This is a genomic window from Mesorhizobium tamadayense (genome assembly GCF_003863365.1).
Classification (GTDB): domain Bacteria; phylum Pseudomonadota; class Alphaproteobacteria; order Rhizobiales; family Rhizobiaceae; genus Mesorhizobium; species Mesorhizobium tamadayense.
Genome location: NZ_RQXT01000011.1, coordinates 13348 through 25980, shown reverse-complemented (window position 1 = coordinate 25980; position 12633 = coordinate 13348). Strand labels below are relative to the sequence as shown.

The 12633-nt window shown below is 66.6% G+C and carries 13 protein-coding genes; 6 read left to right on the top strand and 7 right to left on the bottom strand.

Translation table 11 applies throughout. From position 1 onward, the window contains the following. Positions 1-93: 93 nt before the first annotated feature. The 3 genes from EH240_RS11450 to tsaD are packed head-to-tail and all read right to left on the bottom strand — an operon-like array spanning position 94 to position 2517. Positions 94-390, bottom strand: a complete 297-nt coding sequence (locus tag EH240_RS11450) for a YciI-like protein (protein ID WP_124998228.1) — start codon at positions 388-390, stop codon at positions 94-96. 19 nt (positions 391-409) lie between these two features. Continuing rightward, the gene (locus EH240_RS11445) at positions 410-1435 is read right to left on the bottom strand and encodes an NAD(P)H-dependent glycerol-3-phosphate dehydrogenase (RefSeq protein ID WP_124998226.1); all 1026 of its coding nucleotides are present in this window, start codon (positions 1433-1435) and stop codon (positions 410-412) included. Then, entirely contained in the window at positions 1432-2517 is a 1086-nt protein-coding gene (tsaD, locus tag EH240_RS11440) for a tRNA (adenosine(37)-N6)-threonylcarbamoyltransferase complex transferase subunit TsaD (RefSeq protein WP_206075253.1), read from the bottom strand. Before tsaD ends, EH240_RS11445 begins: the two co-directional genes overlap by 4 nt. 101 nt (positions 2518-2618) lie before the next feature. Here tsaD and hemC point away from each other — a divergent pair, with 101 nt between their 5' ends. The 6 genes from hemC to EH240_RS11410 all read left to right on the top strand — a co-directional run bounded on the left by hemC (position 2619) and on the right by EH240_RS11410 (position 8668). Further along, a complete protein-coding gene (gene hemC, locus EH240_RS11435) occupies positions 2619-3545 on the top strand; it encodes a hydroxymethylbilane synthase (RefSeq protein WP_124998222.1) in 927 nt (308 codons plus the stop codon). Between the two features lies 1 nt (position 3546). Then, on the top strand, positions 3547-4260 hold the full coding sequence (locus EH240_RS11430; protein ID WP_124998220.1) for a uroporphyrinogen-III synthase: 714 nt from the start codon (positions 3547-3549) through the stop codon (positions 4258-4260). A gap of 105 nt (positions 4261-4365) precedes the next feature. Next, complete coding sequence (locus EH240_RS11425) at positions 4366-5832, top strand: COG4223 family protein (protein ID WP_124998218.1); 1467 nt, start codon at positions 4366-4368, stop codon at positions 5830-5832. A 10-nt stretch (positions 5833-5842) separates the two neighbouring features. After that, positions 5843-7420, top strand: a complete 1578-nt coding sequence (locus EH240_RS11420; protein ID WP_124998216.1) for a heme biosynthesis protein HemY — start codon at positions 5843-5845, stop codon at positions 7418-7420. Between the two features lie 32 nt (positions 7421-7452). Further along, positions 7453-7932 (top strand): tellurite resistance TerB family protein, encoded by a 480-nt coding sequence (locus EH240_RS11415; protein WP_124998214.1) that lies wholly within the window; start codon positions 7453-7455, stop codon positions 7930-7932. A gap of 19 nt (positions 7933-7951) precedes the next feature. Further along, positions 7952-8668, top strand: a complete 717-nt coding sequence (locus EH240_RS11410) for a glutamine amidotransferase (protein ID WP_124998212.1) — start codon at positions 7952-7954, stop codon at positions 8666-8668. Here the strand turns inward: EH240_RS11410 and EH240_RS11405 are convergent, their stop codons facing one another. From EH240_RS11405 to EH240_RS11390, 4 genes are all read right to left on the bottom strand, one after another. Then, positions 8669-9907: an MFS transporter gene (locus EH240_RS11405; protein WP_124998210.1), complete on the bottom strand. Its 1239-nt coding sequence runs from the start codon at positions 9905-9907 to the stop codon at positions 8669-8671. It abuts the gene before it with no gap. A gap of 157 nt (positions 9908-10064) precedes the next feature. Then, positions 10065-11165, bottom strand: coding sequence for an aminotransferase class I/II-fold pyridoxal phosphate-dependent enzyme (locus tag EH240_RS11400; RefSeq protein ID WP_124998208.1), 1101 nt, complete (start codon positions 11163-11165; stop codon positions 10065-10067). Between the two features lie 109 nt (positions 11166-11274). Continuing rightward, the gene (locus EH240_RS11395) at positions 11275-11739 is read right to left on the bottom strand and encodes a Ros/MucR family transcriptional regulator (protein WP_124998206.1); all 465 of its coding nucleotides are present in this window, start codon (positions 11737-11739) and stop codon (positions 11275-11277) included. 189 nt (positions 11740-11928) lie between these two features. Beyond that, positions 11929-12633 (bottom strand): ROK family protein, encoded by a 705-nt coding sequence (locus tag EH240_RS11390; RefSeq protein ID WP_124998204.1) that lies wholly within the window; start codon positions 12631-12633, stop codon positions 11929-11931.

Genomic DNA, 12633 nt, shown 5'->3' with positions numbered 1-12633 from the left:
GCCATTGTCGGTTGGCCACGATGAAGTGTTCGCGCTTTCCCTACCCTTACCCTTTCCCCGTTGTCGCGGGGAGAGGGGAGCGCAGGCGGACGATCATGCGCTGGCGGGCTTCTGGAAGACCCAGTTCCATGCACGGATTTCGACGCTTTCGAACAGGCCGGCCTTGGCGTAGGGGTCGGTGGCTGCCAGAGCTTGCGCCGCTGCCATATCCGCCGCCTCGATCATGACCAGGCTTCCGTCGGGCTTGCCCTCGGCGTCGAGGAAGGGCCCGGCAAAGGCAAGTTTGCCTTCGCTGATCAGCCCTTCCAGGAACGCCGCATGCGCCGGCCGCGTGTCGGTACGCAGCTGCAGGCTGCCCGGCTTATCCTTGCAAATCAACGCAAACAGCATGTTTCAAAACTCCGATGCTTCAGATGTCGGTTTCGGTTTTGAGCGGCCGCGTCATCAGCGCCGTCACGGCTTGGCCGATGGTCACCTTGCCGTCGAGGATGGCGGCGACGGCCGAAATGATCGGCGCCTCGATCTGGCGCTCGGCGGCGATGCGGGCGGCGATGCCGGCCGTCGGCACGCCTTCGGCGAGCGGCAGGCCGGCAAGCGGCTTGCCCTGGCCGAGCGCCAGGCCATAGGCGAAATTGCGCGACTGCGCCGACGAGCAGGTAAGCAGCAGGTCGCCGAGGCCGGAAAGCCCCATCAAGGTCTCGGGCTTGGCGCCGAAGGCGGCGCCGATGCGGCGCAACTCGACGAAGCCGCGCGTCACCATGGCGGCCTGGGCGCTGGCGCCGAGCCCGGCCCCTGTAACGGCACCGGCGGCGATGGCGAAGACGTTCTTCAGCGCACCGCCGATCTCGACACCGATCAGGTCGTCGCTGGAATAGCAGCGCAGGTTCTCGGCCGAGAAGCGGGCGGCAAGCTCGGCCGCCAGGTCTCCATTGCGAGCGGCAACCACCACGGCCGTCGGCAGGCCTCGCGCGACGTCGCTGGCAAAGCTCGGACCGGAAAGTGCTGCGACCGGATTGTTCGGCAGGCTTTCCTCGGCGATCGCCGACAACAATGCGCCGGTGTCGCGCTCGATGCCCTTGGCGCAAAGAACCAGCGGCACGCCGTTCGGCACATGGCCGCCGGCTGTGGCCAGCGCAGCGCGCAGCGACTGCGCCGGCGTCACCGCCAGCACGCAGTCGGCGCCGCTGAGCGCGGCGGCGATATCGTTGGTTGCGACGATGCCGGGCTCGATCGCGATGCCAGGCAGATAGCGCGGATTTTCGCCGCGGTCGATCGCGGCGACGGTCTCGGCATCGCGCGCATAGAGGCGGACAAAATGGCCGGCGCGCAGCATGGCCAGCGCCAGCGCCGTGCCCCAGGCGCCGGCGCCGAGCACCGCGACGCGCCAGCCGCTTGGCGTCTTGGCCTGCGCACCGCTCGTGACCACCTCAGTCATGCCTTGGCACCGCGCCGGCCCGAGCCGACCAGGGGGGTGGAAATGCTGTCCAGCGGCCAGCGCGAGCGCGGCACGAAGTCGACGGCGTTCTCGCCGGCCAGCCCGGCGCGCAGCCGCTCGATGCCGGCCCAGGCGATCATCGCGGCATTGTCGGTGCAGAGCTTTTGCGGTGGCGCCACAAATGCGAAGCCGGCCTCGGAACAAAGCGCCTCAAGCGTGCCCTTGATCGTCCGGTTGGCGGCGACGCCGCCGGCGACGACCAGCGCAGGGCCCGTCTTGTCGGGAAATTCCTTGCGGAAACGGGCGAGGGCGCGGGCGGCACGGTCGCCCAGCGCATCCGCCACCGCCGCCTGGAAGGAGGCGCAGATGTCAGCCACGTCCTGGTCGCTGAGCGGCGCGATGGCCGTCGCTGCCTGGCGCACGGCCGTCTTCAGCCCGGAGAAGGAGAAATCCGGCTGCGCCGAGCCTTTCATCGGCCGCGGGAAGGCAAAGCGGCTCGCGTCGCCTGTCGCTGCCGCCTTCTCGACATTCGGTCCGCCCGGATAGGGCAGGCCGAGCATCTTGGCCGTCTTGTCGAAGGCCTCGCCCAATGCGTCGTCGATCGTCGTCGCCCAGCGTTGGTAGTCGCCGACGCCGCGCACCGCGACGATCTGGGTGTGGCCGCCGGACACGAGCAAAAGCAGATAGGGGAAATCGAGACCGTCGGTCAGCCTTGCGGTCAAGGCGTGGCCTTCGAGGTGGTTGATGGCGATCAGCGGCTTGTTGGCGGCGGCCGCGATCGCCTTGGCGGTCATCAGGCCGACGATCAACCCGCCGACCAGACCCGGCCCAGCCGTCGCGGCGATGGCGTCAATCTCATCGAGCGATACTGCCGAATCGGTCAGTGCTGCCTCGACGATGCCGTCGAGCGCCTCGACATGGGCGCGTGCGGCGATCTCCGGCACGACGCCGCCAAAGGCGGCATGCTCCTCGATTTGGCTGAGCACAATGTTGGACAGGATTTCGGGCGCGGCGGCGCTGTCCAGCGCCACCACGCTGGCCGCCGTCTCGTCGCAGCTTGTCTCAATGCCCAGAACGCGGATCAATTCGTCGCTGTCCTCGAAGATTGTATCGCCGGCCTTTCCTAGATAGGACAGAGCCCGGCAAGGTCTCGCTTGCCGGGGGTTATCACGGACCGCGCGCCATGCAAACAACCTTGAAAATCGGAACACGCGGCAGCCCGCTGGCGCTGGCCCAGGCGCATGAGACGCGGGCGCGGCTGATGAAGGCGCACGGTCTTTCGGAGCAGTCTTTCGAAGTGGTGCCCATCTCGACCAGCGGCGACCGCATCCAGGACCGGCCGCTGTCGGAAGCCGGCGGCAAGGGTCTGTTCACCAAGGAGATCGAGGAAGCGCTGCTCGACGGCCGCATCGACATCGCCGTGCATTCCTCGAAGGACATGCCGACGGTGCTTCCCGACGGACTGGAGCTCGCCACCTTCCTGCCGCGCGAGGACGCGCGCGACGCCTTCATCGGCAAGACTGCGAAGCGGATTGCCGACCTGCCGCATGGCGCCAGGGTCGGCTCGTCTTCGCTGAGGCGCCAGGCGCTGATCCGCCGGTGGCGGCCGGACGTCGAGGTGGTGATGTTCCGCGGCAATGTGCAGACGAGGCTGCGCAAGCTGGATGAGGGCGTCGCCGAAGGCACCATCCTCGCTTGTGCCGGGTTGAGACGGCTCGGGCTCGAAAGCGTCATCACCGACCTGATGCCGTTGGATGTCTTTCCGCCGGCGCCGGGTCAGGGCGCGATCGGCATCGAAAGCCGCATCGGCGACCGGGAGGTCGAAAAAATGCTGGCAGCCATCCATGACGCGCCGACCGGCCAGGCGCTCGCCTGCGAGCGCGCCTTCCTCGCCGCGCTCGACGGCTCCTGCCGCACGCCGATCGCCGGCCATGCGACCATATCGGGCGAAAAACTGTCTTTCGCCGGGCTGATCATCTCGCCTGACGGCACCGAGTCGCATGAGATCAAGCTGGATGGTCGCGCCGACGAAGCGGCGGCAATAGGCGCTGAAGCCGCGCGGGCCGTGCGCGCCAAGGCCGGCGCCAAATTCTTCGACGGCTGGGCCTGACATGGTCCGCGTCCTGGTGACGAGGCCGGAGCCAGGCGCCTCCCGCACGGCCCGGCGGCTCGAAGCCCAGGGATTTCAACCCGTTTTGCTGCCGCTGACCGAAACGGCGGCGCTGCCGTTCGAAAGAGGCGCCGTCCCGCCTGCCGTCGCGGTCGCCGTCACCAGCGCCAATGCCGTGCGCCATGCGCCGAAGGAATTGATCGCGGCGCTTGCCGCCTTGCCTTGCCATGCCGTCGGCAAGAGAACGGCTGAAGCCTGCCGCACGACGGGGTTTCTCTCCGTCGCCGAAGGTCCGGGCGACGCAGGGGCATTGGCTGATGCGATCAGCGGCGAACTCGCAGGCAAGGACCTCGCCTATCTTTGCGGCCGCGTGCGCTTCCCCGCTTTCGAGCAGCGGCTTGCGACAGCCGGCGTGCGGGTCCATGCGATCGAGACCTACGACACCGTTCGGCTGACCTATGCCGATGCAGAGATAGCGGCGCATCTTTCGAACAGGCCGGTCGACGCGGTGCTGCTCTATTCGGCCAAGGCGGCCGAGGCGCTGAGTCCGCTGACCCGGCGGCCCGCCTTGCGCGGTCTGTTCGAGAAGGCGGCGTTTCTGGCGCTGTCGGCGCGTGTCGGCAACGCATTGGATGGGATCGGCGGGGAAAAGATCCGCGTCGCGTCGCAACCCGATGAAGATGCGCTGCTGGCGCTTTTGTCGCTGCCGGGTTGAGCCGCGTCATCACACCGCCCCTTTTCACCGCTTGGTGATGTGCTAGAGCATGCTTGAGCTCTAGACCCTTTGAACCATCCCCAAGCCAATGTGCGGAGCCCAAGCATGGTCAAGACGCCGAAGGTGCGACATTCGAAGAGCCGCCGCGAGCCGGTGACCATCGAGCTCGACCCCGGCGCCGTCTCGCGAATCACCGACGAGGATGCCGCCAAGGCCGAGGCGGAACAGACCGACGAGGCGAAGGCGGAGGAAGCCGCCGCTGCTTCGCAGCCGGAGGCTCCGGAAGAGCCGATCCATGCCGAGCAGGCCGACATCGAGCCGTGGGAACACGCCGATGCGGCGCAGGGCGCGACAGACGGATCTGAGGCCAAGGGCAAGGACGGGGCGGAAGCGCCATATCCCGGCGGGTCGGATGCTCCAAAAAGCGAGCCAAAGGGCTTCGGCTATGATTTCGAGGATGCGTCGGCGGCCAAGGCCGGTTCCGCCGCCTCGGCGCAGAAGCCGAGCGAGACCCAGAGCGACGCTTCCCGCTCGCCGGCTTCCAGGCGCTCCGGCGTCAACGCCATCGCCGCCGGCCTCATCGGCGGTGTGGTCGCTCTCGCCGGCGCCGGTCTCCTGCAGGCGGTTGGCTTGCTCGGTTCGCCGGCCTCGGGCGGAGCTTCGCTTGACGGCGTCAATGGCGAGATCGGTTCGCTGAAGAGCGAAATCGCGACGCTCAAGCAAACCGGCGATACCGGCGCATCGGCCAAGGTCGACGGCCTGTCGTCGGCGCTGGAGCAGGTGAAGTCGGATATCGCGGCGCTGAAATCGTCGGCCGGCCAGAGTGGCGACGCCACCGTGCTCAAGGCGCTCAACGACAAGGTCGGCCAGATCGAGACGGCCGTCGCCGACCTGCAAAAGGCCGGCGGTGTTGCGCCCGTCGATCTCGGCCCGCTCAACGAGAAGCTCGCGGGGCTCGATGCGCTGGTCAAATCGGCCGGCGACGCGACTAAAGCCGAGGACGACCGGATCGCGGCGCTGGAACAGTCGGTGCAGCAGCTTTCCGGCAAGGTCGAGGCGCAGGCCTCGCAGCCGAAGATCGCGCTCGCCATTGCCGCCTCTGCGCTGAAGGCTGCGCTCGATCGCGGCGCGCCGTTCGCGACCGAGCTCGACACGTTCGCGGCGATCGCGCCGGACGCGCCCGAGCTTGGAGTTCTGCGGGGCTATGCGGAAAAAGGCGTGCCCACGCGGGCCGCCATCACCGCAGAGGCCGATGCCGCCGCCAACGCCATGGTCGAGGCGGCGACGCCGGTCGACCAGAATGCTGGCTTCTTCCAGAGCCTGGTTTCTAGCGCCGAATCGCTGGTCAAGGTGCGGCCCGTCGGCGCCGTCGAAGGCAAGGGCGCGCCGGAAACCGTGGCGCGTATGGAGGTGGCGGTTAGCCAGGGCGACTATGCCAAGGCGCTTGGCGAATACGACACGCTGCCTGATGCGGCGAAGTCGGCCGGCGCCGATTTTGCCGGCAAATTGAAGGCGCGGCTGGAGGTCGAAAAGCAGATCGATGCGCTGATTGCCGGCGCGACGAAGGCATGAGGGCCGTTAGATGATCCGCATCCTCATCTTCCTCGCCGTCGTCTTCGGGCTGGGGCTGGGCTTTGCCTGGCTGGCCGACCGCCCCGGCGAGATGCTCGTCACCTTCAACGGCTACCAGTACCAGGTCACGCTGATGGTGGCGGCAGTTGCGATCGTTGCCGTGGTCGCCGCGGTGATGATCGCCTGGTGGCTGATCAAGGCGCTTTGGAACAGCCCCTACACCATCTCGCGCTATTTCCGGGTGCGGCGCCGCGACCGCGGTTACCAGGCGCTGTCGACGGGCATGATCGCGGCCGGCGCCGGTGACGGCGCGCTGGCGCGCAAGAAGACCAAGGAGGCGGCCAAGCTGATCAGCTCCGACCAGGAGCCGCTGATCAACCTGCTCGACGCGCAGGCATCGCTGCTCGAAGGCGACCATGAAGGCGCCCGGGAAAAGTTCGAGCGCATGATCGACGATCCGGAAATGCGGCTTCTCGGCCTGCGCGGACTCTATCTCGAAGCCGAGCGGCTGGGCGACCGCAACGCCGCGCGCCATTATGCCGGCCGTGCCGCGGCTGTGGCGCCGCAGCTCGCCTGGGCGGCGGAATCGACGCTGGAAGAACTTACCGAGCGCGGCGACTGGGACGGCGCGCTGAAGCTGGTCGAGGCGCAGAAATCCACCCGGCAGATCGAGCGCGATGCCGCCAACCGCCGTCGTGCCGTGCTACTCACCGCCAAGGCGCAGGCGCTGATCGACAGCGATCCGAACGCGGCCCGGACTGCCGCCGTTGAAGCCAACAAGCTGGCGCCCGATTTCGCGCCGGCGGCGGTCGTGGCGGCCGATCTGCTGTTCCGGCAAAACGATGTGCGCAAGGGTTCCAAGATCCTGGAGACGGCCTGGAGGGCCGAGCCGCATCCGGACATCGCCGAGCTCTACACCCATGCAAGGCCGGGCGACGCGGTGCTCGATCGCCTCAACCGGGCGAAGAAGCTGCAGGAAATGAAGAAGAACCACGCCGAATCGTCGGTGGCCGTGGCGCGCGCCGCGCTCGACGCGCAGGATTTCGCCACCGCAAGGCGCGAGGCGGAGGCCGCGATCCGCATGGATCGCCGCGAGGGCGCCTATCTGCTTCTGGCCGACATCGAGGAGGCTGAAACCGGCGACCAGGGCAAGGTGCGGCAGCTCTTGTCGAAAGCCGTGCGCGCGCCGCGCGATCCGGCCTGGGTCGCCGACGGCGTCGTCTCGGAGCGCTGGGCGCCCGTGTCGCCGATCACCGGCAAGTTGGACGCCTTCACTTGGCGCGCGCCGATGGAGCGGCTTGGCCAGTTGATCGACAGCGAGATTGACGTCGCGGCGCCGGCGCTTCCCTCCTCGTCGACCGCCAAGCCGTCCGAGGAGAAAGCGATCGACGTCGTCGCCGATGTTCTGGCCGAGAAACAGACGTCCTCGACTTCGAACGGCGGCGAGCAGGATTCAGCCGCTGCTCAATCCGCGACCGACGTCGAAACCAACGGGCAGGCATCGGAGCTGCCACGATTGCCGGACGACCCCGGCGTAACGCCGGAAGACGAGGCAGAAAAATCGCCGCGCCGGTTTCGTTTGTTTTGAGATCGGTTTTGGCGGACAGGGAAAAGGTGTCGATGTTCGAACGCGTATTGTCCTTCCTGAGGGATTTGCCGGCCGGCAGCAGGGCCAAGCCGAGCGCCGACGATCCGCGCGTCGCGGCCTCGGCCCTGCTCTACCACGTGATGAACGCCGACGGCGTGCGCCAGGATATCGAGTGGGAGCGCCTCAAGGAGGTTCTCGCCGAAACCTATTCGATCAGCGGCGCCGAGCTCGATGCGCTGGCCGCTGCCGGCGAGCGTGCCGACAACGAGGCGATCGACCTCTATGCCTTTACCAGCGTCCTCAAGCGCCATCTCGATGCCGAGGGGCGCAAGGCCTTCATCGGGCTGATGTGGGAGATCGTCTATGCCGATGGCGAGCTGCACGAGCTGGAAGACAACACCGTCTGGCGCGTCGCCGAACTGATCGGCGTCGAGCGCCACGACCGCATCGAGGCGCGCCGCAAGGCCGCGGCCGAGGCGCCCGGCGCGCGGGGCACATCAAGCGACGAATAACCGGGACCTTTCTCCTTCCATGCCACCCAGACCGAGGCCGAGACCAAAAATCCTGATCGTGCTGCATCAGGAGACTTCGAGCCCCGGCCGAGTCGGCCACATGCTTCTGGAAGAAGGCTTCGATCTCGACATCCGCCGGCCGCCGCTTGGCGAAGAGCTGCCCTGCACGCTGGACGGCCATGCCGGGGCGGTTATCTTCGGCGGGCCGATGAGCGCCAATGACCAGGACGAGTTCGTCCGGCGTGAGACCGACTGGCTCGAAATCCCGCTCAAGGAAAACCGGCCCTTCCTCGGCATCTGCCTCGGCGCGCAGATGCTCGCCAACCATCTCGGCGGCAGGGTCGAGGGCCATGGCGGCGGGCTGGTCGAGATCGGCTGGTATCCGCTGAAGGCGACCGAGGCGGGCAAGAAGCTGCTGCACTGGCCGGAGATGGTCTACCAGTTCCATCGCGAGGGCTTTTCGCTGCCGAAGGAGGCGACGCTGCTCGCGACCGCCGAAACCTATCCCAACCAGGCTTTCCGCTATGGCGAGAACGCCTGGGGCATCCAGTTCCATGGCGAGCTGACCAGGATGATGATGCAGCGCTGGGTGGTGCGCGGCGCGCATCGCTTCGAGCTGCCCGGCGCGCAGCCCGGCCGCGATCATCTCGGCGGCCGGCTGATCTGGGACATGCACCTCAAGCGCTGGCTGGGCGAATTTTTGCAGCTGATCTTCGGCAAGCCGGCCGTGGAGTAGTCAGTTGCGGCTGTTGAGGTGCCGCACCCGCCGCAATTGCGGGAACAGCCAGGCCCACAGTCCGGCGACGGCAACGGCGCCGATACCCCCGATTACCACCGCGGGAACCGTGCCGATCAGCGCCGCCATGGTGCCGGCGCGGAACTCGCCGACCTCGTTGGAGGCGCCGACGAAGACCTGGTTGACGGCGTTGACGCGGCCGCGCACCTCGTCCGGCGTCCAGAGTTGGATCAGCGTCTCGCGGATATAGACGCTGAACATGTCGGTGGCGCCGAGCATGGCGAGCGCCGCGATCGACAGCCAGGTGATGGTCGAGACGCCGAACAGAACGGTGAAGGCGCCGAACAGGCCGACGAAACCGAGCATGATCTTGCCGGCATGGTCGCGGATCGGGTGACCGGCGAGCCAGACCGCGACGCAGATGGCGCCGATGCCGGGCGCCGAGCGCAGCAGGCCGAGGCCCCAGGGCCCGAGTTCCAGTATGTCGCGCGCATAGACGGGCAGCAGCGCGGAGGCGCCTGAGAGGAGCACGGCGAACAGGTCGAGTGAGATGGCGCCGAGCACGATCTTCTCGCCCCAGATGTAGCGGAAGCCGGCAAACAGCGTCTGCATGGTAGGCTTGTCGGTGGCGGTCTGCTGCGCGGGCTTAGGGATCGTGAAGATCAGCAGCGCGGCGACAAGCATCAGCACGGCGGCGGTGACGTATGCCGCCTCCGCCGAGAGCCCGTAGAGCAGGCCGCCGGCGACCGGGCCGACGATGGTCGCGGTCTGCCAGGCGGACGAGTTCCAGGCAATGGCGTTGGCGAAATCCTCCGGCGGCACAAGATTGGCGAACAGCGAGGACGAGGCCGGCCCATAGAAGGCGCGGGCAATGCCGAACAGGGCCAGCACCATGAAGATCGGCATCGGGCTGGCAAGGCCGCGCAGCGTCAAAAACAGCAAAATGAGCGCGCAGCCGCCCTCGACCAGCGACGACAAGGTCATGATCAGACGGCGGCCGAAGCGGTCGGCGACGACGCCGGTGACCAGCACCAGCAGCAGCGACGGCAGGAACTGGACGATGCCGACGATGCCGAGATCGAAAGGATTGCGCGTCAGGTCGTAGACCTGCCAGCCGACGGCGACGGACACGATCATCGTCGCGAAAGTGGTCAGGAAGCGCGCCGTCCAATAGCTGAGGAACGGTCTATGCCGGAAGGCGGCGTAGCGCTGGTCAGGTGAAGTTGCTTCGGCGATCATTGTTCAAGGGCCCCGTTGTGACATCGGCCGGCGGGGCACTTCCACGGTAGGCGCTGGTCCGGCCGGAGACCCTTAGCCCAGTTCGTTTCGTCGCGCGCGCAAAAATTCCGCGCTGGATGGAAGAAATCCGGAATTTTCGTCCAGGATCGAAAGGGGGTCAGGCTCTCAGAGCGGCCGAGATGGCTTCCAGCCCGCCGCGCAATTCCCGCTCTTTCGGCCAGCCGAAGCCGATGCGGAAGAAACGCTTCGGCATCTCGAACCAGTGGCCGGGGCCGACATAGGTGCCGTGCTCATCGAGAAGCCTGGTGTAGAACCGGTCGAGGTCGAAGCCGGCGTCGACATTCAGCCGCGGGAAGCCGACGACGCCGCCTTGCGGACGCACCCAGTTGACCAGCGGCTCGCCGTCGATCCAGGCCTGGACGATGTCGCGGCGCTTCGCCATCTCCGGCAGCAGCGATGCAAGGAAGGCATCGCGGCGCTCGAGCATGGCGCGCGCGATCGCCTCGTCGATGACGCTGCCGCAGATGCCGATCTGCTCCTTGGCGGCGAGGAACGTTTCTTGCAATTCTGGATCGCGGGTCGCCAGCCAGCCGATGCGGATGCCCGGAATGCCAAATGCCTTCGACAGGGAACAGACGCTGATGGCGCTTGGGCTCAACGAGGCTGCCGAAGGCAGTCGGGTGTCGTAAGATAGGTCGCGATAAGTCTCGTCGACCAGCAGCCGGCACGCTCGGCTCTCGGCGAGTTCAATCAGCGCGTCGAGGTCGGCGCGGGTCATCATCGTGCCGGTCGGGTTGTGCGGGCAGGTGACGCTGATCAGCCTGGTATTCGGCCGCACGGCCGCCGCGACGCGTTCGACGCCGATCGCGAAGCCGTTGTCGAAATCGAGATCGACATAGCTGATCGCGCAGCCGATCGCCTTGGGTGTCTCGATGTTGGTGGCATAGTTTGGCCGCACGACGACGAGATGGTCGCTGGCCGACAGCAGCGAGGTGGCGATGATGAACAGCGCGCCGGCAGCGCCCGCGGTCACCAGCACGTCGTCGGCGGAAAGCCCTTTGTCCTGCCCGGCGATCAGCGCGCGCAATTCCTTGTCGCCGCGATGCTCGCCGTAGAAGAGGGTGAGGTCGGGCAACGAAAGGACGATGTCGGAGAGTTTTTGGTCGGCGATCGAGCTTTCGGAGAGATTGAAGCGGATGCGCTCGTAACCGTATTCCTCCGGCGCTTCTTTCTCGATCACCATACGCGCGTAGTTCATGGCCAGCCCCCGAATGTCTGGCGTATCCAAGCCACAAAAGCAGGAAGCCTGCCAAGGTTGATTCCACGGCAGGCTTCTTCAAACCGTTGGCACAGGGTCGGTATATCGCTCAGGTGGGGGCTTTGGCCTTCCGTCCCCTGGCGGGCTTGACCGGCACGGCTTCCGCCTTGCGGCCGAGGCCGATCGACTTGGCAAGCTCGGAGCGCGACGCCGCATAGTTGGGGGCGACCATCGGATAGTCGGCCGGCAGGCCCCATTTGGTTCGGTAGGCCTCCGGGGACAGTCCGAAATGAACGCCGATATGGCGCTTCAGCGATTTGAACTTCTTCCCGTCCTCGAGGCAGATGATGTAATCCGGAGTCACCGAGCGCCGGGGATTGACTGCGGGGACGGGCGGAGCCGCCGGCGGCGCCGGCGGCTGGTTCAGCCCGCCGATCGAGGAGGCGACGCTGGCGATGAGCTCGCCCAGGCCCGAAGCCGGCAGCCGGTTCTTGGCGACATAGGCCGACACGATGTGAGCGGTTAGCTCGAGCAGGTCGACTTCTTCCTTGGTTGCATTGGTATCCTCGTCCACGTCATTCCTCCTCTATGCCGCATGGCCGCAAATCGGGATGCAAATCAGAGCGCTGCCGCGTCGTTCGCGCGCCGGGGAGGCGCATGGTGCGGCAGGCCGGCGAACTCCTAGTCGGCAAATCTGCGCGGCGCAACGATAAGCCGCGCGATTACACGCAATTTTGAACAATTATACTGAAAAGTAAAAATATCAGACGATCAGCGCCTTGTCGCGCCACAGTCGAAATCCGCCTTCGAAGGCGCGTGTGTTGTCGCCACGCCTGGATTTCTCGGGCAATTCATCGAGCTTGTCGACATTGCCGCCGCCGATAACCACATAGTCCGGCTGCAAGGCGGCGCGAAGCCTGTTTACGACATCAAAAACGTATTTGCGCCATTTTTTCTTGCCGTGCTTTACCAGGCCGCGCTCGCCGACATAATCCTCGAAGCTGCAGCCTTTCTTGTAGGGAAGGTGGGCGAGCTCCATCGGCTGCCCGACATTGTCGAGGATCATCGCGGCGCCCAGGCCGGTGCCGAGGCCGAGGAACAGCATGCGGCCGCCGTCGTAGCTGCCGATCGCCTGCATCAGCGCATCGTTGACGACCTTCACCGGCTTGCCGAATGCGGCATCGAAGTCATAGCCAACCCAGCCTTTGCCGAGATTGGCGGGGTCGAGGGACGGCCTGTTCTGCCGCACCGCGCCCGGATAGCCCATCGAAATGACGTCATAGCTCAGCCCTTCGGCCAGTTTCTTCACCGAGGCGACCACCTGCTGCGGCGTCAGGCCCGGCCCGGAGTCGGCGCGGCGCATCTCGCCGCCGGCGCTGGTGAGGATCTTCACATGCGAGCCGCCGACGTCGATCGTGAGCACGATCTGCCCGCTATTCGCCGCAGCCGGTTTTGCCGCCTTCGCCAT

Coding starts and splice junctions, on each gene's coding strand:
- EH240_RS11450 (WP_124998228.1), bottom strand. CDS start 390: ATGCTGTTTGCGTTGATTTGCAAGGATAAGCCGGGCAGCCTGCAGCTG.
- EH240_RS11445 (WP_124998226.1), bottom strand. CDS start 1,435: ATGACTGAGGTGGTCACGAGCGGTGCGCAGGCCAAGACGCCAAGCGGC.
- hemC (WP_124998222.1), top strand. CDS start 2,619: ATGCAAACAACCTTGAAAATCGGAACACGCGGCAGCCCGCTGGCGCTG.
- EH240_RS11430 (WP_124998220.1), top strand. CDS start 3,547: ATGGTCCGCGTCCTGGTGACGAGGCCGGAGCCAGGCGCCTCCCGCACG.
- EH240_RS11425 (WP_124998218.1), top strand. CDS start 4,366: ATGGTCAAGACGCCGAAGGTGCGACATTCGAAGAGCCGCCGCGAGCCG.
- EH240_RS11420 (WP_124998216.1), top strand. CDS start 5,843: ATGATCCGCATCCTCATCTTCCTCGCCGTCGTCTTCGGGCTGGGGCTG.
- EH240_RS11415 (WP_124998214.1), top strand. CDS start 7,453: ATGTTCGAACGCGTATTGTCCTTCCTGAGGGATTTGCCGGCCGGCAGC.
- EH240_RS11410 (WP_124998212.1), top strand. CDS start 7,952: ATGCCACCCAGACCGAGGCCGAGACCAAAAATCCTGATCGTGCTGCAT.
- EH240_RS11405 (WP_124998210.1), bottom strand. CDS start 9,907: ATGATCGCCGAAGCAACTTCACCTGACCAGCGCTACGCCGCCTTCCGG.
- EH240_RS11400 (WP_124998208.1), bottom strand. CDS start 11,165: ATGAACTACGCGCGTATGGTGATCGAGAAAGAAGCGCCGGAGGAATAC.
- EH240_RS11390 (WP_124998204.1), bottom strand. CDS start 12,633: ATGGCGAAGGCGGCAAAACCGGCTGCGGCGAATAGCGGGCAGATCGTG.